Here is a 19,694-nt window from a genome sequence, read left to right as displayed (position 1 = left end):
TTCTATTCCATATATAAGAAAAAGAGAGAAAATTAATTTCTCTCTTTAACCATTTAATATTATGAAACTTATTTCTTCCGTTCGAATCGGTCCAATCTTACGGCTGTCTAATGAATGATTCCGATTATCTCCCATTATAAACCATTCATCTGCTTTTAATTTGCAACTGTAATTTGGTGTCTTCATTGGCTCATTCAAATATGGCTCATCAATCTTTTTGCCATTTACATAAACTGCATTGTTCTTGATATCTACTGTATCGCCGGGAGCTCCGATGATTCGCTTTATAATGCTTAGTTTTCCGTTGATAAGCTTGTCAGCCGGAGTTTCTTTTGTCGGATTTACTTTTGCAGTGATAATATCACCTTTTTTAGCAGTTCCTTTTAACGCACGACTCGCGGCTAACCATTGTCCATCCCGGAAAGTAGGTTCCATACTCTCTCCTGCAACCTGAAGTGGGCGAACGAAATATATCAAAGAAAATGCAAATACTATCGCCAAAATAATTGGCAGGCTTCCTTTTCCAATCTGTTTCCAATTAAACTTTTTCATAACATCGTCTCCTTTACATATTATATAATAAACTGATATTGTAATCAACTTATATATATAATATGTCTGTTTGAGAAGGAAACGAAAACCATATTATAACAAAAATCATCAAATAGGTCGAAAGTCAATCAATTCGAAAACCGTCTGCGATTTTCCACGAAAACTACTTTCGCTTAATGTGCCTAACGCTTCAATTTTTTTAGGAGTTCCATACTCTTTATATTTTTGCGCTAAATTGAAGCCTAAAACCTCAATACCATCTTTTGTGTATAATTGAAAGCTTCGGTCTTCGCTCATGGTTCGATACCATTTTCCGTCATAAGCTGTTCCTTCAATTACTGTACGAATAATCGGCTTTCGGCAGCCTTCTCCATATGGTTCATACTCCATGTACGACAGTATAATACTTCCCAATTTAGAAAAAGGACAATCCATATCATATAATTCAAAGCATTCTGGAGCATTTTCGGCATTACTTTGAGCGAAAGAAAGAAATTCATGAAAAGAATTTTCAGTCATTGACATTCCGGCAGCGCTTTTGTGTCCGCCATATCCAAGAAATAAATCTTTGTGTTTGTCTAAAAATTCTTTGACATTCATAAAATCATCCCCTCTGGCGGAACCCTTTAATGTTCCTTTTGCCGTTTTGGTAAACACAATTGTGGTCTTTTTGGTTCGCTCCTGAATCTTCCCGGCCATAATACCGACAAGCCCTTCCGGACAATTCGGGAGCAGAATAACATTTGGGTACATAGCTGACATTGTCTCAAACTTCTTCCATGCCTCATCAAAAAATGCATTCTGCATCTTCTTTCGTTTTTCATTGATAGCAATGAAATAATCCAACATATCTGCGTTATCTTTTGTAATATAACGATATAATTCATCGTATATTTTTTGCCCGCCGGCATCATACAATCGCCCACAGGCATTGACAATTGGAGCTACACCAAATGCAATATCTGTAGCGGTTGCATAAGGTGAAAGTTTTGTTTTTTCTGCTAATTCTGAAAACATTCCTTGCTGCAATAACAGTAAACCATTTCTAACAAATGTTCTGTTTTCGTCAATGAGTGGCATCACATCTGCTATTGTGCCAAGCATACATAAAAATGCAATTTTTCGCATCACTGCATTAGATAACACCTTTTTCTGATACAAAGATTCAGCAATTTTGTATACCAAGCCAACTCCGCAATAATGGATAAAATCATCATCCATCGTTACTTCCGGGTCTAAAATAATTTTTGCATTTGGTAAAGCGCCGTCTTCTCGTGCTTGATGATGGTCAATAACGTATACTTCTTTTCCGGTCTTATCCAGTAATTCTTTTGCTGTAATTCCGTTATCAACCGTTATAATTACATCATAGGCAGCAGCCTTTTTCAAAGAATTTTCTGAAACACCATAACCATCTGTCATTCGGCGAGGGATGTATACCTCATAAATCAATCCTAATGCGTCAAAAATAAGCGACATGCAAAGGCTTGACGTTATTCCATCCACATCATAATCGCCCAATAAATACACCGTTTCCAAATTGTCCTTAATTGAGAGCAATGCTTCTGCCATCTTCTCAACACGATTCAGCTTTTGATGTATAGTTTGATTTAACTCATTTAATGATAAGCCGGTTTTTTTCTTCATTACTTCTTCAACTGTATTGCCATAATAAGAACTTCTTTTCCATTCAAGTATTTTCATAATTTACCTCCTTTTTTGTGTTCTCCTTATTTTTGTTATATATAATTAATATGTCTGTTTATCTATTGCAAAAAATCTATAGATAAGAAAAAGCCCCCTTTCGAGAGCTTTTCTGTTTATTCAGAAGCAGCGGCCGGCAATGGGTGAATTCCGGCTTTTTCGTATGCTTCTTCTTCCAGTTGTTTATCCGATTTCCAGCCTCTGATATATTCAATTGCATATGGGACAATATCCAATGTCCAATCATCCCACGGTACAAATTCCTGACAATCAGGATTTTGACAAGGATACTGCTGATGTTTATACTTTCTATATTGGACGCAACCGTCTAAGAAAACCTCTGCTCCCGGCTGATACCTTTTTAGAATATCTTCTCCGGCTTCTTTCCCGTGAACGTGCACAACCGGATAATCTGTTCTTGTTTCCGGATTATCGTCCGCAATAAAATATTTGCGGTCAATGGCCAGCGGAAACTTAACAATCATATTTTTTCTAGTCTGCACAGTGACTTCTGGAGCTTTACAAATTGTCCCTAATATAGTAGCAACATTTGATACCTCTCCGTAATTTTTTAAAAGTGTTTCCCCCTCGTCCAATGTTAATCCGGTTTTCTCGATAGATAAGTGAATTGGATTAATAAAGGTAATTACGCCTAATTTTTCATAAGGCGCTCCGCAAGATGGACATTTCTTTATTTTTTTTACATTTCTTGTGATGATATTGCCTTTGATGAATACAATATCTCCAATTTTGATATTGTCCATTGTTTCTACTAATTCTGGGTTTCCGGTAGCCACCGGAAGTTCTCCGTATTCGATTTTTGCATGTTTGGAATGTGTTCCGTCAATATTCACATTACGTTTTCCGGAAACGATTGTTAATTTACCGCTTCCCTGCACATAATTTCCTTGCTCATCTTTGATGATGCGGGGCAATTGAGTAATTTGCCCATATAAAAAAACTTGGTTATGTATTGCCATAAAAGTACCTCTCTTTCTAACAACATGGTGGGAATGTTGACAAAATCCCCCACACTTGTTATACTGTATATATATGAACATGTGTTCAATGGCTGGCTGATGTGTCAGCCATTTTTTTATTCAATTGATATGTTTTTATCAATTTTAATTTTAGGTTTCGGTTTAACCGGTTTAGAAGTACGCCGTGGTTTTGGAGTTTTTATTGTTATTGGAGTAGCCTTTGGCGTTTTTTTCTTCTTTTTCGGTTTCTTAGTAGGCTTTGGTGTTGGCTTTGGCGTTGGTTTAATTGTTGCCGTTATCTCCGGAGTATTACTTGGTTCCGGTTTTATAGTTGAGGTAGTTGTAGGTGCTGCAGTAGGCGTTACTGTTGGAGTGATTGTAACACTTGTTCCGGTTACAGCACTACCACTTACTGCGCTTCCTGATGCGCTAACTGGCATAGGCGACATTTTTATTTCGCGTATCTCTTCTGGCTGTGTTTTATTAAATACGGTTGCATTAAGTGCAACTACAATAATAATAACAACACATATGCCTGCAAACATCATGATTGTCTTTTTCTTTTTTGATGGGTCAATTGTTTGAGGCGAAGTAATTTTTTCCTCTTTTTCTTCTTCAATAATTCTTTTTTCACGAGCAATCTTATCTTTCACATCAGAAAGATTACTCTTTATTGGACGAACAAAAATTGCCCAATCGTTAACGCAGGCGTTGATTTCATCTTCCGTATAGATGCAGTTAATCAATTCCTCGATACTTTGATACCGGTCACAATCCAATACGGACAGCCCTTTTTCGATAATATCGCAAAGTGGAGAAGATACTCCGAATGCAGCTAATGGCTCTAACATATCTACGTCTAATCTTTCATCTGCATTAGGCAGGAAAATTCCAGTTAAAGCTTCGTATATAATAGCGCAGACAGAATATACATCCGATGCCTTATTTCCGCATCCGTGGTATGCATAATATTCATAAGGCGTATATGGTGTTTTTTCTTCATAATACTCTCCCGCACCAAAATCCTTTAATGCATATCCATTTTCTATTTGATAAATCTTATCCGGCGTCAAATTTCCAAAAATCCTATCCTGTTCTTGCAGCCATTTTAGTCCCAATAACAAAGGAAGGAAGTTTCTTTTAATTTGTTTTTCATCCATAACCGCCATATAAGGGGGCAATTCTTGCTTTTGAATGATTCCGTAGGTGGTACCATCTTTTTGATAGGTAGCATATACCGGAATAAATCCGGGAACAAATTGAGCGTCCATGTACTTATCCGAGACTTCAATAATGTCAAAGTCCATATCGGAATATTGGTCTTTTACAATTCCATTTTCAATTTCAAAACGATTTTCAACTAATTGCATAAAATAACTCCTTTCTACTTTTAATATGTCTGTTCAGAATTAAAAAATCCCACAACACTGTAGTTGCAGGATTCTTTTAAATTAGGCAAGACATTCCTCTTTCATACATTTGATATATAATCGAGGAACCTGCATAACAGTAATTAGAACAATACCATTATTCGCCATTTTATATACATACACTTTATCACCGTAAAGACGGACCATTGCCTCATCTTCTTCTGTGTTATGTAGAACTTTTGAAAGATAACTTCGGGTCACGCCCTTTGTGTCTTCCGTTTTTAAGCCTTTCTGATAGGCTACAACAGCCATTTTATCTTGTGCTTTGCGATTAAAACCGCATCTTTCATGCATTCGTTTTCTTGCATGTTTTGATAAATAAATTTGAGGAATTTTATTTCCCTTCTTTTTTGCTGTTACCTTTTTTGTTTTCCACTCATAGAGTTCTTCTCCGTACTTCCAAATGCTTCTTACGGCCTGCACGAGCTCATCAAGATTATATCGCTTGTCGCTTTCTCCGGCTGTTTCTACTAATGTATCTTTTGCAATGGCAGCAACCAAATTTCCATTTTCAATTTCCAGTTCCATTCGCCCAATCCACTCAAAAGTAAATTTCAAGTCCTTCGGGTCCCATGTATTTACGATTTCATTATATAAAGGCATTGCGCCTGGTTTAATTAACATATTAAACTACCTCTCTTTCTTTCTATAACTTATATAATTAATATGTCTGTTTGAGAGATGAATAAAAACTATATTATAACAAAAAAGCCCCAAATAAGGGGCTTTCAATCATAGGCATATATTAACAATTACATATCAAATTCAATTGTTTTATTCGTTTCTACTACATCAAAATCATTAAGCACATTTGCCATTTTTGTGATTTTGTCATCACTGAGAGTGACGTCATTCGTAAGTGCTGATACCATATCCGAATCATATGTTGTTTTTCCGTTTTCGTCCTTTATAGCACTTGTTGTGAAACTAGGGATTTGCGCCAACGCACATTCTCGCATAAATTCATCCCTTAACGGTTTGATTTTTGTATTAAAAAGTTCCTCTTTATTATATTCCATAAATAAATCCTCCTTTTATAATAATTTTCCTATTGCGCCCATTAAATCAAAGTCAGAAGACGCATCTTCCTGCGGATTTTCTGCTTCTTTTGTAGGAATATCCGTTTTCGGCATAACCGGCTCAGGGGTTATATCTTTTTGATGAGCGCTTTCTTTTGTTGTTTCATTTTGCTGCAATTCATTCTTTTCTTCGGCCTTGTTATTCTCTGCGATTAGAGCAAGCAGTTCTTCTGGAGTTTGACCATTTTGGTCTAATATTTTTTTGATTTTCTCCATACCGGCATCGTATTTCTGCCTGATTTCTTTTGCATTTTTTTCGCAACTAATTAGGCTTTTTTCTTCTGAATTAAAATACTCTATGCCTGTTTTTTTAGCAAATGTCATAAGTACCGGGCCAGATAAATACCCACGCAGCATTTGTTTAAGGGTGTCATTTCGCGACCCCTTTGGATATGGCGGAATTGCTTTCCACCATGCAGTAACATCCTTTTGGGAATCGTCGATATTAACATCTAATTCAATTTTCTTTGGATAAGCCTCCGGAACAAAGATTTGCTCCGGAAGTTTTATGTAATGATAATCCATCTTTGCAGACATTTCAATTGCTTTTGCAAATGCTTTTATCAAAGAGAACTGAGGATGTTTGTATAATGTCATCAAATCCTTATCCATCTTAGAGTACAAACGTACTTTTATTTTCATAAAAATCACCGCCCATCAATATCTGAAATGATAGCTTCATCACGATTTCTTTTTGGTTCTTGTCCAATTACCATTCGAAAGGCACGCTGCAAAAATTCATTTTCATCTCTTACTTTAAGAAGCTCATGTTTTAATTGCTTGTTTTCGCGTTTCAAATGTTCTTTTTCTTCATCAATAATATTTATTATTACCATAATTATCACCTCCTATTTTTTGTTTAGAGCATACATATAATATCCTCTTACGTTTGAGAACACCGCAGACAGATTATCATTCTGTGCTCCGGATAAAATTGTCAGTGTTTCCATTCCGGAGAAAAATTCTCGGATAATGGAAGACCATGCTGAACAAGTACCACCGGTTATAATGAGATAATCATGGTCAATTAAATCATTATAAGAGTTGCAAATATGAGCAAGCGCTTCTTCGCATACCTTTTGATTACTTGCCTCTAAAATATCTGCAATGTTTTTTGATGTAGAGCGTCTTTCTTTTCTTTCGAATACCGAAATCTTACCGGTCTCTAAGACGGTCTGCATTTCCAAAATTGAAATATCTTTTTTGAATTTCTCTTTAATGGTTGCAATTGTCTCTTTAAATACCTGCTTCATGCCCATATCATCAATTGTTTCCGGAGTAGATGCAATATTCCCTTTGTTAAGGTTATATACGTCCAATGTGCCAAAGCCGGCATCAATAATCAAAATATTTTTGGAAAAATATCTTGCTGCTTCTGCAACTGGGCGCCCATTGCCGCCTGTGGCTACAGAAATTAATGTTCCCATTGGCTGCCCGATGACTTTGTAAATATGGTCCATATCCAGTTCAAAATCAAAGGAAATCCAATTTTTATTCCCGATTTTAATGGAAAATTTATGGGTTCCCGATAAGGCTTCTCTTAAATCATCGCCTAACGAATCAATATGTTCCGGAGGCAAGCCGGTCTGTAAGAAAACCTCTTTTCCTTCCGGAGAACCATATTTGTTTTTTAACATTCCAAAAGCCATTCCTACTTCTGAAATTACGCGGAACATTTCTGAGAAGAAACGAACTTTGGTAAACAAACTAACTTCGCTGTCATTAGCTGTCGCCCGATTCTGTGCATTTTCTCCAACATCCCAAATCTCTCCGGTAATGTCATTACGATACTGAATATCGGTAGGTTTTGGCGCGGCCATAGATGGTGTATCACTTGCTTTTTTAGCAAAAGCCGGAAAGCATGATACGGCATTTGGACTAAATCCTTTTACTGACGAATATCCGATATCAAGGCCAATATTCCATACATCACCTCGAACTGGGTTATTACGTTCAGATAAAATTGTTTTTGTTTTAAAATTAATTGTATTAATCATACGTAACTCCTTTCCTGCCCCTTTATAATGGGGATATTTATAATATGTCTGTTATACAATAACAAATTCATACTTACTTGTTATATTACTAATATGTCTGTTTTTACAAAAAACCAAAACCATATTATGAACAAAAAAAGAAAGGGGACATAGCCCCCTTATCTTTACTTATGCTACTGTTGAAATATCCAAAGCAATAATATCCTGAAAATATGTTCGCTGAGAATCTTCTCGTTGCTTAAACTTAGTCTGAACCATGCCGACCAAGCAAACATTTTGTCCCGGAAGTAATGCTTGCAACAAATTCCGATTACGGTCATTCTCATAAACCTTAACAAGTAAAGTATTCATACGGCCGTTGGTTACAACTCGTAACGTAATATACCACAGTCCGCCATCGCGCGGGGTAATACGCTGCACATTGCCGGCTAATTTTGCTTCATTCTTTTTAAGGAATAAGCCTGTAGATTCCACTCCATACTCCTGTTCGACACGAGTTTTCGCTTTTGTAATTTCTTTAATTACTAAAGACTGACGCCTTGGACGTCTACCGCCTTCTTCGATTGGAGCTCCAAGATAACTTTGCACCTCCGCTTTAACACATACAAAATCACCGACTTCAAAATCTGCAATCTGCTCTAAATTAAAGCTAACCAATCTTGGACAATTGTGTTTTGTTCGGTCGCTGGACGAAGTCGTATTCACTACGATTGCCCCCATCTTTTTTTCTTCATTTACTCTTTTGCTAATAATTGCCCCTTGCAATATTACTACATCTTCATAACATTCCATAAAATAACTCCTTTCAAATTTAATTCCTCTATTTTTATAGAGAATTGCGGGAGCAGGACTCGAACCTGCGTGTACCGGGACATGAGCCCGATGAGTAGCCACTACTCTATCCCGCGATATTTCTTACACTTTTAATATGTCTGTTTGAAATTAAAAAATCAAACAAAAAAAATCCCCGCCTTTTGACGGGGAAATTATTAGCATTCTAAATCATCGGGCTCAATCGGCTCGTTCATAAAATCATCGGGCGGATAATTGGTGTCTCTTACATCTTCAAGTAATTCATCTAAACTTTTGCGTTCTTCTTGCTCAATCTCTTTATTGGGATTGTATGGCTCTTTTACAACTTCGATTTTTTTTAGTTGTTCCCAACCGTCAAACCGAAAACGCACTTTGTCTTCACCATTCGGCTGAGGCTCAAAAACTCTTTGATTTTTTGCCATAATTACCGGCTTCCCATCTGCAAGATTCAAAAATTCTTTTTGCAGCCCAATAGGAGCAACAATTGCAATTACATCTGATTTTTGTATATCGTCCAATAATTCCGATGCATGGTTAATTGTTTGATTAATTTGCATAATATCTACATCGTTACCTAAAGCAGCTTTTTGTTCCGGGCTCATTTCGTGCCGGCTAAACCATAATATTTTTTGCGGCATTACTATCATCCTTTCTTTATTTTTGATATTTTTAATATGTCTGTTTGTTTAATTTCTTAAAAAAAAGACCCCCGAAGGGGCCTTTCTTATATTTCTTTCAAAAATTTTTGTATCATTAATGGCGTTGGTTTGTATTCTAATAAGTAGAAATTTCCACTTAAACATACAAAAGTAAGCGGTTTTCCTTGTCCAATGTTTTGAAAAAAATTATATAGTGCTTGGTTTTCAATACAGCCATCTTTGATGGCATATTGAACAGTAATACATGAGGAATCTTTATAACTAAGACTCAGTGTAAATTGATTGGTCGGATATATCCGCAAAGATATATTCTTTTCTATTCCTTCAAAATTATGCAAAATCACTTTGCTGTCTTTTAATGTAATTACGTTTTTCATACTAAGACCTCCTTTCGGGAGGTAGTCCTCCCATTAAAAGTTAAGTTTTACTGCTTTGGAATACTTACTATAATATTTCTTTTTAGCAATTACATTATATGCTTTTATTTTAACCCATACCACCTTATATCCTTTTGGAATGCTTAACCGGCATGGATATTTTGCAGCAGATACCGTTCCTAATTTTTTAAAATGCTTTCTTGTTTTAATATATATCGACACTTTTGCCTGATTTGTTTTACTTAGTTTCCAGACAAGATTTGCTTTTCTGCCTTTTTTAGTTACTCGAAACTTTTTTAAAACTGGATTTGGCTTAGTTTTAACACTTTTTACATTAGTTACAAAATTGGTTCCGGATACAAAATAATAATATCTCTTATTTACTCTTATTTTCTTGTCTTTATATTTCCCGGTTCCGGTTCCAATATACTTATAATTTCCTTTTTTTGTGTTGGCTCGATATACACGGCCTTTCCCCTGCCATTTTAATATTGCTTGTTTCGCATTATAAGAAACGGTTAACGCAATTTTTTTAATTGGCGTAACAAGCGTTTCTGAATTAGCAGTAGAGATTAGCTTTGTAGTTGGCACAGGCGTAGCCGCTGCTGATGCGCCTCCTTCAACAGATAATAATGCATAATTGCTCAAAACACTGATTTTATTATCTGTAATAATGCAATAATAATATTTTCCATTAATTGCACTAGTAACATTTTCAGCTGTTAATAACAATGTATTTGTAGATGCACCGGAAATTTCTGTTCCTTCCTTATATAAAGCATCTGAAACGTACCACTGATAGGCAGCAGTTTTAGATTTAGCCATGCAAGAAAAAGAAATCGCCTGATAAGCTTTAGCCTGTAAATTTTTAGGCTGCTCGCTAATTTCCGGAATAGCATCCATGACCTCAATAGATACATTGCGTTGTAAAATTGTTACATTATTTCTAATAATACAAACGGTCGCCGAATATGTACCGGATTCTCGCAGTGTAACTTTTTCTGATACATTTTTAGTCTGGCTCAAATTCTTAAAAAGAATTGAAGAACTATCTTTTGTAACTTGTACAGTCACTTTATAATCAGACCCGGCATCAATCGCAGCGTTAATATAGACATCCTGTCCTGTTTTAGCAAAGGGATAATAACCGCCAAAACGCTCATTGGAAAACCAAATGTTTACATTTGCTTCATCTTCTGCAAAAATACGACTAGATGGTATCATAGTAAATAATAAGGCAAGTGTCAATAGCCCTGCGATAAATTTCTTTTTTGTTTTCATAATAAAACCTCCTAAGAATTATTTTCTTTCTAATATTAATATGTCTGTTTTCATTTAAAATAATTTCCGTATTATAAGAAAAACCCCCTGCGAAATCGCAAGGGGTATAAATATGAGATTAATCTAAAATTGCTTTGTCAAGAGAAACCCACTCGGAGAACTCTTCTAAAATAACATGACCATACTCTTCTGTTAATTCGTCTGCCGGAATTAATCCACCACAACAGCCACAAATAACATCGCCATCATCTGTTAAAATTCCTCCATGGACCTCATTGTTCTCAATATCCTTAAATTTTACTTGTTTCATAAATATTCCTCCTTATTTACCATCGTTTACAGCCTCTTGAAAATTAATGAAGAAGTGAATGCCTGTGCCACATTCATCCCATCTATCTTCATTAAAATTATCAACAGAAACAATTTCTCCAACTTTATAAACAAATGATGAGTCATAATCACTACGGACTTCTGTTATATCTGCTACAGTTCTGTCTCGATTAAGTATTCTTAATACTTTTGCTTTATTACATCGGCATATTCTGGTAGTAGCAGATACACGTTTTGCATCTTCTGGGATTTCAAGTTCCACAATATATTCGTGTGCTGTTTTATACCCAATAAACATTCCAAAGTCAGGACAAGCACAAGGGAAAAATGGTATATTATCAGCTGTAAATAACTTAGCATCAAATAAATCAACTTCACATAAATCGGCGTTATATAAATTAACCTCGCGTAAATCAGCCCCGCTTAAATCAACCTTATATAAATTAGTTGTGCATAAATTAGCTCCACATAAATCAGCTTCAGACAAATCAGCTTTGAATAAATCAGCTCCACATAAGTTAGCTCCAGATAAGTTGGCGAGGGGGAAACAAGCTCTGCATAAATCAGCTCCAGATAAGTCAGCCTTATGCAAGTCAGCTTCAAATAAATCAGCCCCATATAAACAAGCTTCACATAAATCAGCCTTAGATAAGTTGGCTTCACGTAAATCAGCTTCAAACAAATTAGCTTTGCATAAGTTAGCTCCAGATAAATTAGCCCCACGCAAATCAGCATTACGTAAATCGGCTCCACGTAAATCCATCCCGGATAAGTCAGCCTCGCGCAAGTGAGCCCTCATATTTTCCCAGTCTTTACAATCTTCACTTAACCAATGTTTGTGATTTCTTAAAATCTTTGATAATTCTCTTTGCATCATAATTTCACACCTTTCGTTTAATAATTATCTGCTTAATAAATTTAGGAAGATTGCATATACAAATAGGTGTAGAAAAATCTCCATCCTTACTCATTTCGCATCCACAATCTCCGCATTCCCCTTCGTAATTTACATATTCCCATCCAAAAGGACAATTTTCACAATTTCTGTCATACCATAAATGAAGTTCCGTCCAATTTTTGTGCTTCTTTTTAGCAGGGTCACACATATGAATTGTATCTATCTTAATATTTCCAATAGATTTTTCTATATCAATGTGTTTCCTCAACTTTAATATTGTCATTTTTTCTCCTTCCTTCTACGTTTAAATCAAGCTTTATTTGTCCAATGCAATCATCTCCAGAAAATTTGGGTGTTTTTTTTGATTTATAGCCATTCATATTTTCATAAAAAGCATCCATGCGATTAAAAATGAATAATTTACAATTATTTGTGGTTTTCGCCGTTTTTTCTGCTATGATTTTATTTTTTTCTGTGCAATAAATACCATTTCCTGTTACAAGATTGTTGCAGTACCTACAATATTGGACCATGGCTAGTCCTCACTTTCTACAAACATACCAGATGCAAAATCACATTTGATAGGCTTATCTGCCGTTGCGTTTACACCTAATACGCCATTTTTAAAAGTCAATATCACGGTGCAATCCTTCAACTCAAATACCTGTATTTCTCCATCTTGCATCGTTGAAACTGGCTCACCATATTTATTTTCAAAGGCTTCAAAAATTTTTTTCATGAAATTATCCATTCTACTTTACCTCCAATCTAATCTCTGTCCGCATTTATCACAATAATTTGGTGCATCATTATTATCCATTGTTCCTGCATTGTGACTGACTTTGATTATGTTTCTACATTCACAATGGAATACAGAAAGAGTATCACTAAGGTTATAGTTAAATATAGGTTTCTTTGGTATCTGCTTTTTAAGCGACTTGGTTGCAATCTCTATTTCTTCAATGTAATCAAATTGCGTGTCTGTACAACTATCCGAAACGAGATATTCCAAATCTTCAATTACTTCATTTAGTTCTAATTCCATCTTATTCGCCTCCTTCTAACAATTCCGGATTATCAATTGTGTTCCCAATTATTTTAACATCTACATAACTTGTTCCTGTTTCAATCCATAAAAGAATGTCTTTATTTGCTTCGCACTCTGTTACTTGAACCAATTGCCAACCCCAGTTATATTCACCAGTTGGATTTCCAAATTCAACAACTGCTTTCCATTTACATCCATTTATTTCGTCTTTTAAGAAAAGAATATCATTTTCCCAAATCAGATTTCCGTTCTTATCTTTCAAACCTGTGCATTGGCAGATTGTGGATGGGTCTACTTCTTCCGAACTTCTTGCATCACCAAATATAGGTTTAATAAATGCTTTTCCTGTTTTATGAAATGTAAGAAACCCAATTATCCATTCGCCGTTGTCAATCCTCTTTGCTTTAAATAAAAATCTATCTTTCATATTCTCTCTCCTTAATCTCGCAAATTTTCAATTTCTTCCTCTGTTGCTTCTCCGTCAATCGTTTCGGTGCGATATTTCCACCCGGTTCGATAACCATACATTGTAAATTTCTTGCCACAATTATCACAAGTGTATATGTTGGTATCTTCGGTATAGCAATTAACGCGTTCACCGCCTATGCATGTTTCTTCGTAAGACGGCTCGTATTCTTCGTCACAATAAGGACAGATGATATTCTTGTCATCTTCATAATTCCAATAACTATCGCTCATATTTCCTCCTATTCTACTTTTGATTATCAACCTAGCATTGATAACCTCTTTCTAACCATCTATTTTTAAGTGGCGTTTTTGTGTATATTGTTCCGTAATAATCATCCTCACAATATCCACAATGCTGGTCTACATATGCATATAATCCAAAATCATCTCTTTGAGGTTTTGATGCGACTTCATATTCTTTTAATTCTTTTGATTTTTTATAAAGCCTATTATCCCTTTCATAACATTTTTCTAATGTCATATCTTCAAGAGATTCTCCATAACCACCAAAAGGATTATCATACTTTTTCTCAAATTTCATTCTGATTTTGTTATGTCGTGCTATTCTCAATAACATAAATAAAACATACCATTTTTCAAAAATTTTTTTCATTTCATCTCTCTCCTTTTTTGCTAATAATCATATCTAATTTTTATTTACAACTTCTACATTTTTTACCCAAATCACTGCACCTTGTGGATGCTTGTAGTACCATATGTCTTTAATAGGCGTCACATCAGATAATACCCATGCATATGGTGTTTTGTATCTTTTTTTTAGGTCTGAGTAAGAAATATCAACACAATGTTCTTCTCTTTCTTCTGACCAATCAGAACATGATATAGGATATGTAGCACTAATTACGGCAGTTGCAACAATTTTGTGAGTTCCGCTTTCAAGAAGGTATATTTTCTCTCCTTCCTTTTTTGTATCACTTCCTCTTATTTCAATGGTCTTTTTGCCATTAACAATAAGGTCTAACCATTTCTTTTTAATAATTAAACCATCCATAATTACCTCCTATTCTGCTTCTGATTGAAGCCAATCTAAAATACAATCCTTGCAAGTTTTGAACGGTTTTTGGCATTTAGTTCCCATCATAATTTCGCATTTAATTACATACCAGCTTGCTAATTCTTCGTCTGACATATTCCTTATTCTGTCTGCGTTAGTCTTTACATACTTCAAATTCCTTAATTCTGCTTCTAATTTACATTTTTCCACATGTAATACAACGATATTTCTTAGGTCATCTACCGACATATCCATTTTAGGGGCAACTTTATCATTTCCTTTGTATTGATAGACAAAATAATTAGCTATCCTTTGTAATAATTCACTCATTTTTCTCCACCTCCATTTGCTGTTCAATCGCTTCTACCAATTCTTTAAGTGACAATTTATCATCATTATACTTGCTGATTACTAGTTTCAGCAGATTATCAAGTGCTTTACTGTAACCGTCATTAAAGCCATCGTAATATAATACTGTACTAATTTCATCACAGCCTTTGGCTTTTGCTTCGTCAACACTTTTAGCAATTTCAATCAATTCTTTAAGTTTGATTTTTATAGCTAATTCTTCTGTTAATTTACCTTTTGGGTCAGTAAAAACATAAGAGCAATTCGTTGCCTTCCTGCATGGAACGCATTTTGAACTCATGGCATTACGAACTGCATCTGCGTATGTCATTTTATCTGCTGCTATTTTTACCACTTCTTCCAGATTCAGTTTTGCGACTCCTGTTCCACCTCTCAATTCTGCCAGTTTTAATTCGGCTTCTTCTTTTGTGAGAAAAACTTTAACACCTACATCTTCCAAAGTGTAGCAGTTTTCTCCGTTGTCATTATCATTCATAGTATTAAAAGTTATAACAGTTCTGCTTTTCAACTGTTTAATAAGCATTTGTGTAATTCTCATTGCAATAATTGGTTCTTTCGCACCCGCATTAGTGCGATATACAATATCTCCAATTTTGCAAGGGAAATCACAAGACAACTTCACAAAATTTCTCTTTCTTTCTGTTAATCTCATATTAAAATTCTCCTTTCTCCAATTTGTAAATAGTCTCATTAATAATATGTCTGTTATACACATTAATAAAAATTCATATATAACAAAAAAGCCCGCATAACGCGAGCTTTTCCAATCATTAATACAAAATTGAATTTGAACCGGCTTTGGATTTTAAAAACTTTTCCAAAGTTACAATATAGACGCCATCGGCTAACTGAATAGACGTATTATAATGACGCTTATTTTCTTTAGCAGCAGCCTCTATTGCCTCTTTTTCATTAGCAAATTCCTTTTGTTGTCCAATAGCTTCCTGCATTTTCTTCCAATGCCATGCCCGGACTTTTTGAAAAAGGTCATCAATATTGGATGCAGACCATTTCCGGATAGCTTTTTCTTCCAAATCTTCCATGTCGATATCGTCCAATGAAAAATCTTTGCTGCCATAATTCTTATCCAAATTGTCATAAAACAGGCTTCCGGCATCTGTATTAATGTAAATCCTTGCGTGGCCCCGGAAACCATTATGATACCAAATCGAATTGATGTTTAATTTTTTCTTTGGTTTTAAATAAGCATCTGGGTCATACATTACTTGAAAAATACGCAAAGTTGCGATAATATCATCATCCGCCTTATGAAAATCCAAACCAATATCAGCACCATAATAAGCTGCTACATCAATCAACTTATGTGATGGAACATCCTTCTTCTTTTTTAGAAGCTCTCTTGCCATTCGACAAGTATCAATGTCCTCGCAAAAAAGAAATTGCCCCTGCCTTGTATACAAGGCGTCCAACATGCTTTTATCAAAACCAACATTATGTCCAATTAAAAGAGGCGCTTCTCCTAAGAAATTGTAAATTTCCGGGAAGGCTTCTACTTCTAAAGGACAAGTAGCTAGAAATTCATCGGTATAACCGGTTATCTCTTTTACCTTATCACTCAATGGGCGACAAGGATTAATGAATACATTGATTTTATCTAACACCTCAAATGTTTCTGGGTCGATTTTTAATGCCGACAACTGAATAATATGATGCTTTACTGGGTCTAACCCTTCTGTTTCAACATCAAATACAAAGACCGGCGTATTTGTTTGAATTGCGATTTGCATTAAACGTGCCGCTTTATCTAATTCTTTTCCCATATAAAGTCCTCCTCGTATTTTTATGCGATAAATGCGATATATTCATTTAACGCATTTTTAAATACATAATCTGAAATTTCTTCCATTTCAACTACTCGTTCTAAAACAGAATCAATTTTGTTAAATGGAATACAACTAAGTTCTAAATCATTAATAAAGGGAATGTTTCCTTTTATATTATAGTATTCTTTTACTTCTTCTTCTGAAGAATAAGTATAAAACACTTTATTAACAACAATCTTTTCATCAAGGTCGATGATAATGTTACCTTCAGACCAAGATTGTAAATTATCCATAGCGTCTTTAGAACAAACAAAAAGTCCCTTATTTCTACTAATATTAAATGGTTTAAATTTGATATCTGGATAAAGCTCCTTTATGTACTGAAATTCAGTAGAATCGCATCCTCCATCAATACCTCCGCCAGTATTTTCCAAATAACGGAGTATTCGAAGACGAATATCTTCTTTTGCCGCAGCCAATGGAATTAATGAGAATTCTCTTAAAAATAACAGCTTGCATTCTTTTTCTTCTGCACTTATCTCTGTTTCAAATTTATCCGTTGTAATAACATCAATAATTTTTTTTGCTTCTTTTAAAGCAGAAGAAGTATATGCACTCCAATGATAATAAAGTTTACAAATATCTTCTCCATTTTTTCTTATTGTCATAACCAATCTCTGCCCCATAATTTTAAACCTCCTTTAAATAATTTCTGCAAATCATTTTGTTTTCTCTTCGAAGAGTATCTTTATACCCTTTGTGCGTAATTGTTCCGGTATTCATACCAAATGTTACGCGATTCTTTGCGTAAAATTCTTTTCTTTTCTTCTTTGTCATCTTTGAAATTTCCATAATATTTCATTTCTCCTTTATACTGCGTATTTTTTATCACACGCTTCTGCTAAGTGCTGTAAATATTTTAATTCTTCTTGTTTGCCATCAATGTACGCCATAGATAATTTAACAGACAACTTTTCAGTGTATTTTGAGTATTTTTCGCCAAAATCTACCATTGTTTTGGTAAAACGAGCCCAAAATTCATCACAATTATAAATCTCGTTAAATCTTTCCTGAATAATATAAAATTCAGCAAGCATTTGTTTACAAACGTTCTTTTGCAGCGGCTTTTTGTTTTCTTCTGCCATTGCTTTACGACATTCAACAACGGCTAACGCCCACTTAACAGAGTATCTGCCACCAAAATGACGATATTTTTCTGAAAAGACGATACATTTTTTTGTAAAATCATTCCAAAAAGCATCATCTGTTATTTCTTTATCAAAACGACTATCTTCCATTACCAAACGGTAAAAATCAGCATTAAGCCAATATTGATAATCGTCCTTACTAAATTTTTTCATATTGACCTCCTAACTGTACCCGGAGAAAAATCCCCGGGTACAAATTTTTTAGGCTACTGTTTCCAGAAACGCTTTTACATATGGAGCATCCACCTGCATAGCTGGTTTAGCCGTTGCATAAGTTAAAATACCCTGTAAAAACTTAGGCCCCTCTTTTGCGTAAATATCCGCAATAGTCTGTCCTTTCCGCGAACATTCAAATGAAATTTTGTGCATTCCCGGATTTTCTTTTGTTGAATCATTGGACGGAGCGGCCGCTTCATCTGGATTAATTGAGTAATCTTCCACAGAGGCATCATCAAACAAAGAAATTGCTTCTGTTTGTTTTGATGCAGCCTTTCCGAATGAACCGGATAAGGATTTTTTGCCAAAGGAAAGTGTTGCTTTTGTGCTTCTGTTGTAGATTTCAACATAAGTCACATTACAATTATCTCCATATTCGATGTTAACCACATCAAAATGGTCCGAACATGTATATTTGTCCTTGTCTTTGTATTTTTGAATATTGCAATTCTGAGAGCTCACCCATAAAAATGGAGTAGAGTATAATTCTCGTCCAATACCCCAACAAAAACATGCTCGTTTGAAAGAGTCAGATGCTTCTCCTTTTTCCTTTTCAGAATAGGATTCGATACCTACATCTTCTTTTGAAACAAACTGCTCTTTCTCTCCATCCCAAATAGACACTTTACAAAAAAGCCGTCCTTTTTCATCTCTTCGATACGACTTTTCCCAATTCATAGGCCCGGCAGTTTCATCCAGCAAACGCTGGTCTACTCGTGCATCCTTGTAAAGCAGCAGGCTCAACCCAGAACCAGTTTTCGAGATGTTACCAATTCTTACTTCTAATTCAGAAGCATACAATTTTCTAAAATTCAATTCCATATTTCATTCCTCCTATTTTTTTATTGATACTATTAATATGTCTGTCAGATAGGCACATAAAAAAACATCTGCTAAAGGATTTCCTTTAACAGACGTCTTTTTTAATTGAACATTATCTTTTTTCTAATTCAGCAATTTTTGTATTCATGCGCTGAATTGTTTCCTGAACTGTATTGGAGCGCAAATCTGCTTTACACAATGGACAAAAATCAGATTTTAATAACTCACGTTTCAATTTACTCCCGCAACAACTACAGCCAATATACTCTGATGTTCGGGAAGTTGCAACATGATTTTTGTCAATATACTGCTGACGCTTTTCCTTTAACGTAGCAATTCTCTTTTCTAAAGCAATTCGAGCTTTCGTTTTTGGTAAAAGCAATTCTATGTTTTTGCTTGCCCAATCGTACAGCTTACGCCATGCGTCATTTGCACTTAATTCTTTAAATGCAATTTCATGATAATCATCCGGCGTTTCGATTGCCGCCTGCCAGCCATGAGTATCATTGCCGTATTTTTCGTCCTCATGCCAAATTTTGCATATAACACCTTTTGCGGGACTAAAACGGCATACGGTATCATAATCATCGCCCCACTCATGATATGCAACCGGCTCAATTTCTTTTTCCCATTGAGCAATCGGCGGGATTTTAATTTCCTTCAT

At 35.1% G+C, this 19,694-nt stretch carries 31 protein-coding genes and 1 tRNA gene; all 32 read right to left on the bottom strand.

The genetic code is table 11. The features are described from left to right. Positions 1 to 45: 45 nt before the first annotated feature. Positions 46 to 552 (bottom strand): signal peptidase I, encoded by a 507-nt coding sequence (lepB, locus tag DW019_RS01855; protein WP_118442340.1) that lies wholly within the window; start codon positions 550 to 552, stop codon positions 46 to 48. A 108-nt stretch (positions 553 to 660) separates the two neighbouring features. After that, positions 661 to 2,256 (bottom strand): DHH family phosphoesterase, encoded by a 1,596-nt coding sequence (locus tag DW019_RS01850; protein WP_118442339.1) that lies wholly within the window; start codon positions 2,254 to 2,256, stop codon positions 661 to 663. A gap of 116 nt (positions 2,257 to 2,372) precedes the next feature. Continuing rightward, positions 2,373 to 3,236 (bottom strand): single-stranded DNA-binding protein, encoded by an 864-nt coding sequence (locus tag DW019_RS01845; protein ID WP_182431013.1) that lies wholly within the window; start codon positions 3,234 to 3,236, stop codon positions 2,373 to 2,375. Between the two features lie 116 nt (positions 3,237 to 3,352). Then, on the bottom strand, positions 3,353 to 4,606 hold the full coding sequence (locus DW019_RS01840) for a hypothetical protein (RefSeq protein ID WP_118442337.1): 1,254 nt from the start codon (positions 4,604 to 4,606) through the stop codon (positions 3,353 to 3,355). Between the two features lie 81 nt (positions 4,607 to 4,687). Then, the gene (locus DW019_RS01835) at positions 4,688 to 5,290 is read right to left on the bottom strand and encodes a hypothetical protein (protein ID WP_118442336.1); all 603 of its coding nucleotides are present in this window, start codon (positions 5,288 to 5,290) and stop codon (positions 4,688 to 4,690) included. Between the two features lie 128 nt (positions 5,291 to 5,418). Then, positions 5,419 to 5,685, bottom strand: a complete 267-nt coding sequence (locus DW019_RS01830; protein ID WP_118442335.1) for a hypothetical protein — start codon at positions 5,683 to 5,685, stop codon at positions 5,419 to 5,421. Positions 5,686 to 5,700: 15 nt separating this feature from the next. Beyond that, positions 5,701 to 6,387 carry a hypothetical protein gene (locus DW019_RS01825; protein ID WP_118442334.1) on the bottom strand — a complete coding sequence of 229 codons (687 nt, stop codon included), beginning with the start codon at positions 6,385 to 6,387 and terminating at the stop codon, positions 5,701 to 5,703. A gap of 5 nt (positions 6,388 to 6,392) precedes the next feature. Next, positions 6,393 to 6,581: a hypothetical protein gene (locus DW019_RS01820; protein WP_118442333.1), complete on the bottom strand. Its 189-nt coding sequence runs from the start codon at positions 6,579 to 6,581 to the stop codon at positions 6,393 to 6,395. A gap of 12 nt (positions 6,582 to 6,593) precedes the next feature. Further along, positions 6,594 to 7,742 carry a ParM/StbA family protein gene (locus DW019_RS01815; RefSeq protein ID WP_118442332.1) on the bottom strand — a complete coding sequence of 383 codons (1,149 nt, stop codon included), beginning with the start codon at positions 7,740 to 7,742 and terminating at the stop codon, positions 6,594 to 6,596. A 168-nt stretch (positions 7,743 to 7,910) separates the two neighbouring features. Beyond that, positions 7,911 to 8,534: a hypothetical protein gene (locus DW019_RS01810; protein WP_118442331.1), complete on the bottom strand. Its 624-nt coding sequence runs from the start codon at positions 8,532 to 8,534 to the stop codon at positions 7,911 to 7,913. Between the two features lie 44 nt (positions 8,535 to 8,578). Beyond that, a tRNA-Ile gene (locus tag DW019_RS01805) sits at positions 8,579 to 8,650 on the bottom strand. Positions 8,651 to 8,731: 81 nt separating this feature from the next. Continuing rightward, the gene (locus tag DW019_RS01800; RefSeq protein WP_118442330.1) at positions 8,732 to 9,193 is read right to left on the bottom strand and encodes a hypothetical protein; all 462 of its coding nucleotides are present in this window, start codon (positions 9,191 to 9,193) and stop codon (positions 8,732 to 8,734) included. 86 nt (positions 9,194 to 9,279) lie between these two features. Beyond that, positions 9,280 to 9,591 (bottom strand): hypothetical protein, encoded by a 312-nt coding sequence (locus DW019_RS01795; protein WP_118442329.1) that lies wholly within the window; start codon positions 9,589 to 9,591, stop codon positions 9,280 to 9,282. 33 nt (positions 9,592 to 9,624) lie between these two features. Then, complete coding sequence (locus DW019_RS01790; protein ID WP_118442328.1) at positions 9,625 to 10,872, bottom strand: immunoglobulin domain-containing protein; 1,248 nt, start codon at positions 10,870 to 10,872, stop codon at positions 9,625 to 9,627. Between the two features lie 118 nt (positions 10,873 to 10,990). Next, positions 10,991 to 11,182, bottom strand: coding sequence for a hypothetical protein (locus DW019_RS01785; protein WP_118442327.1), 192 nt, complete (start codon positions 11,180 to 11,182; stop codon positions 10,991 to 10,993). A gap of 12 nt (positions 11,183 to 11,194) precedes the next feature. Beyond that, positions 11,195 to 12,079, bottom strand: a complete 885-nt coding sequence (locus tag DW019_RS01780) for a pentapeptide repeat-containing protein (RefSeq protein WP_118442326.1) — start codon at positions 12,077 to 12,079, stop codon at positions 11,195 to 11,197. 4 nt (positions 12,080 to 12,083) lie between these two features. Further along, positions 12,084 to 12,383 (bottom strand): hypothetical protein, encoded by a 300-nt coding sequence (locus tag DW019_RS01775; RefSeq protein ID WP_118442325.1) that lies wholly within the window; start codon positions 12,381 to 12,383, stop codon positions 12,084 to 12,086. Then, complete coding sequence (locus tag DW019_RS01770) at positions 12,352 to 12,633, bottom strand: hypothetical protein (RefSeq protein WP_118442324.1); 282 nt, start codon at positions 12,631 to 12,633, stop codon at positions 12,352 to 12,354. Before DW019_RS01770 ends, DW019_RS01775 begins: the two co-directional genes overlap by 32 nt. A 2-nt stretch (positions 12,634 to 12,635) precedes the next feature. After that, positions 12,636 to 12,851, bottom strand: coding sequence for a hypothetical protein (locus tag DW019_RS01765; protein WP_118442323.1), 216 nt, complete (start codon positions 12,849 to 12,851; stop codon positions 12,636 to 12,638). Between the two features lie 6 nt (positions 12,852 to 12,857). Further along, positions 12,858 to 13,145, bottom strand: coding sequence for a hypothetical protein (locus DW019_RS01760; RefSeq protein WP_118442322.1), 288 nt, complete (start codon positions 13,143 to 13,145; stop codon positions 12,858 to 12,860). Position 13,146: 1 nt separating this feature from the next. Next, positions 13,147 to 13,575 carry a YopX family protein gene (locus DW019_RS01755; RefSeq protein ID WP_118442321.1) on the bottom strand — a complete coding sequence of 143 codons (429 nt, stop codon included), beginning with the start codon at positions 13,573 to 13,575 and terminating at the stop codon, positions 13,147 to 13,149. An 11-nt stretch (positions 13,576 to 13,586) separates the two neighbouring features. Then, positions 13,587 to 13,847, bottom strand: a complete 261-nt coding sequence (locus tag DW019_RS01750; RefSeq protein WP_118442320.1) for a hypothetical protein — start codon at positions 13,845 to 13,847, stop codon at positions 13,587 to 13,589. A 31-nt stretch (positions 13,848 to 13,878) separates the two neighbouring features. Next, a complete protein-coding gene (locus DW019_RS01745) occupies positions 13,879 to 14,229 on the bottom strand; it encodes a hypothetical protein (protein WP_118442319.1) in 351 nt (116 codons plus the stop codon). Between the two features lie 33 nt (positions 14,230 to 14,262). Further along, complete coding sequence (locus tag DW019_RS01740) at positions 14,263 to 14,628, bottom strand: ASCH domain-containing protein (protein WP_118442318.1); 366 nt, start codon at positions 14,626 to 14,628, stop codon at positions 14,263 to 14,265. A 9-nt stretch (positions 14,629 to 14,637) separates the two neighbouring features. Further along, the gene (locus DW019_RS01735; protein ID WP_118442317.1) at positions 14,638 to 14,961 is read right to left on the bottom strand and encodes a hypothetical protein; all 324 of its coding nucleotides are present in this window, start codon (positions 14,959 to 14,961) and stop codon (positions 14,638 to 14,640) included. Further along, the gene (locus DW019_RS01730; RefSeq protein ID WP_118442316.1) at positions 14,954 to 15,652 is read right to left on the bottom strand and encodes a hypothetical protein; all 699 of its coding nucleotides are present in this window, start codon (positions 15,650 to 15,652) and stop codon (positions 14,954 to 14,956) included. Before DW019_RS01730 ends, DW019_RS01735 begins: the two co-directional genes overlap by 8 nt. 118 nt (positions 15,653 to 15,770) lie before the next feature. Beyond that, positions 15,771 to 16,781: a 3'-5' exonuclease gene (locus DW019_RS01725; protein ID WP_118442315.1), complete on the bottom strand. Its 1,011-nt coding sequence runs from the start codon at positions 16,779 to 16,781 to the stop codon at positions 15,771 to 15,773. A 20-nt stretch (positions 16,782 to 16,801) separates the two neighbouring features. Continuing rightward, positions 16,802 to 17,470 (bottom strand): hypothetical protein, encoded by a 669-nt coding sequence (locus DW019_RS01720; protein ID WP_118442314.1) that lies wholly within the window; start codon positions 17,468 to 17,470, stop codon positions 16,802 to 16,804. 4 nt (positions 17,471 to 17,474) lie between these two features. Then, positions 17,475 to 17,636, bottom strand: coding sequence for a hypothetical protein (locus DW019_RS14920; RefSeq protein ID WP_182431012.1), 162 nt, complete (start codon positions 17,634 to 17,636; stop codon positions 17,475 to 17,477). A gap of 17 nt (positions 17,637 to 17,653) precedes the next feature. Next, entirely contained in the window at positions 17,654 to 18,145 is a 492-nt protein-coding gene (locus tag DW019_RS01715) for a hypothetical protein (RefSeq protein ID WP_118442313.1), read from the bottom strand. Positions 18,146 to 18,193: 48 nt separating this feature from the next. Further along, positions 18,194 to 19,030: a Rad52/Rad22 family DNA repair protein gene (locus DW019_RS01710; protein ID WP_118442312.1), complete on the bottom strand. Its 837-nt coding sequence runs from the start codon at positions 19,028 to 19,030 to the stop codon at positions 18,194 to 18,196. A 112-nt stretch (positions 19,031 to 19,142) separates the two neighbouring features. After that, positions 19,143 to 19,694 (bottom strand): hypothetical protein, encoded by a 552-nt coding sequence (locus DW019_RS01705; protein WP_118442311.1) that lies wholly within the window; start codon positions 19,692 to 19,694, stop codon positions 19,143 to 19,145.

Origin of the sequence: Clostridium sp. AF37-5 (assembly GCF_003477605.1) — a bacterium.
Taxonomy (GTDB): Bacteria; Bacillota; Clostridia; order Lachnospirales; family Lachnospiraceae; genus Eubacterium_F.
The sequence above is the reverse complement of the archived record's forward strand: the minus strand, read 5'-3'. Positions and strand labels throughout refer to the sequence as shown.

Coding starts and splice junctions, on each gene's coding strand:
- lepB (WP_118442340.1), bottom strand. CDS start 552: ATGAAAAAGTTTAATTGGAAACAGATTGGAAAAGGAAGCCTGCCAATT.
- DW019_RS01850 (WP_118442339.1), bottom strand. CDS start 2,256: ATGAAAATACTTGAATGGAAAAGAAGTTCTTATTATGGCAATACAGTT.
- DW019_RS01845 (WP_182431013.1), bottom strand. CDS start 3,236: ATGGCAATACATAACCAAGTTTTTTTATATGGGCAAATTACTCAATTG.
- DW019_RS01840 (WP_118442337.1), bottom strand. CDS start 4,606: ATGCAATTAGTTGAAAATCGTTTTGAAATTGAAAATGGAATTGTAAAA.
- DW019_RS01835 (WP_118442336.1), bottom strand. CDS start 5,290: ATGTTAATTAAACCAGGCGCAATGCCTTTATATAATGAAATCGTAAAT.
- DW019_RS01830 (WP_118442335.1), bottom strand. CDS start 5,685: ATGGAATATAATAAAGAGGAACTTTTTAATACAAAAATCAAACCGTTA.
- DW019_RS01825 (WP_118442334.1), bottom strand. CDS start 6,387: ATGAAAATAAAAGTACGTTTGTACTCTAAGATGGATAAGGATTTGATG.
- DW019_RS01820 (WP_118442333.1), bottom strand. CDS start 6,581: ATGGTAATAATAAATATTATTGATGAAGAAAAAGAACATTTGAAACGC.
- DW019_RS01815 (WP_118442332.1), bottom strand. CDS start 7,742: ATGATTAATACAATTAATTTTAAAACAAAAACAATTTTATCTGAACGT.
- DW019_RS01810 (WP_118442331.1), bottom strand. CDS start 8,534: ATGGAATGTTATGAAGATGTAGTAATATTGCAAGGGGCAATTATTAGC.
- DW019_RS01800 (WP_118442330.1), bottom strand. CDS start 9,193: ATGCCGCAAAAAATATTATGGTTTAGCCGGCACGAAATGAGCCCGGAA.
- DW019_RS01795 (WP_118442329.1), bottom strand. CDS start 9,591: ATGAAAAACGTAATTACATTAAAAGACAGCAAAGTGATTTTGCATAAT.
- DW019_RS01790 (WP_118442328.1), bottom strand. CDS start 10,872: ATGAAAACAAAAAAGAAATTTATCGCAGGGCTATTGACACTTGCCTTA.
- DW019_RS01785 (WP_118442327.1), bottom strand. CDS start 11,182: ATGAAACAAGTAAAATTTAAGGATATTGAGAACAATGAGGTCCATGGA.
- DW019_RS01780 (WP_118442326.1), bottom strand. CDS start 12,079: ATGATGCAAAGAGAATTATCAAAGATTTTAAGAAATCACAAACATTGG.
- DW019_RS01775 (WP_118442325.1), bottom strand. CDS start 12,383: ATGACAATATTAAAGTTGAGGAAACACATTGATATAGAAAAATCTATT.
- DW019_RS01770 (WP_118442324.1), bottom strand. CDS start 12,633: ATGGTCCAATATTGTAGGTACTGCAACAATCTTGTAACAGGAAATGGT.
- DW019_RS01765 (WP_118442323.1), bottom strand. CDS start 12,851: ATGGATAATTTCATGAAAAAAATTTTTGAAGCCTTTGAAAATAAATAT.
- DW019_RS01760 (WP_118442322.1), bottom strand. CDS start 13,145: ATGGAATTAGAACTAAATGAAGTAATTGAAGATTTGGAATATCTCGTT.
- DW019_RS01755 (WP_118442321.1), bottom strand. CDS start 13,575: ATGAAAGATAGATTTTTATTTAAAGCAAAGAGGATTGACAACGGCGAA.
- DW019_RS01750 (WP_118442320.1), bottom strand. CDS start 13,847: ATGAGCGATAGTTATTGGAATTATGAAGATGACAAGAATATCATCTGT.
- DW019_RS01745 (WP_118442319.1), bottom strand. CDS start 14,229: ATGAAAAAAATTTTTGAAAAATGGTATGTTTTATTTATGTTATTGAGA.
- DW019_RS01740 (WP_118442318.1), bottom strand. CDS start 14,628: ATGGATGGTTTAATTATTAAAAAGAAATGGTTAGACCTTATTGTTAAT.
- DW019_RS01735 (WP_118442317.1), bottom strand. CDS start 14,961: ATGAGTGAATTATTACAAAGGATAGCTAATTATTTTGTCTATCAATAC.
- DW019_RS01730 (WP_118442316.1), bottom strand. CDS start 15,652: ATGAGATTAACAGAAAGAAAGAGAAATTTTGTGAAGTTGTCTTGTGAT.
- DW019_RS01725 (WP_118442315.1), bottom strand. CDS start 16,781: ATGGGAAAAGAATTAGATAAAGCGGCACGTTTAATGCAAATCGCAATT.
- DW019_RS01720 (WP_118442314.1), bottom strand. CDS start 17,470: ATGGGGCAGAGATTGGTTATGACAATAAGAAAAAATGGAGAAGATATT.
- DW019_RS14920 (WP_182431012.1), bottom strand. CDS start 17,636: ATGGAAATTTCAAAGATGACAAAGAAGAAAAGAAAAGAATTTTACGCA.
- DW019_RS01715 (WP_118442313.1), bottom strand. CDS start 18,145: ATGAAAAAATTTAGTAAGGACGATTATCAATATTGGCTTAATGCTGAT.
- DW019_RS01710 (WP_118442312.1), bottom strand. CDS start 19,030: ATGGAATTGAATTTTAGAAAATTGTATGCTTCTGAATTAGAAGTAAGA.
- DW019_RS01705 (WP_118442311.1), bottom strand. CDS start 19,694: ATGAAGGAAATTAAAATCCCGCCGATTGCTCAATGGGAAAAAGAAATT.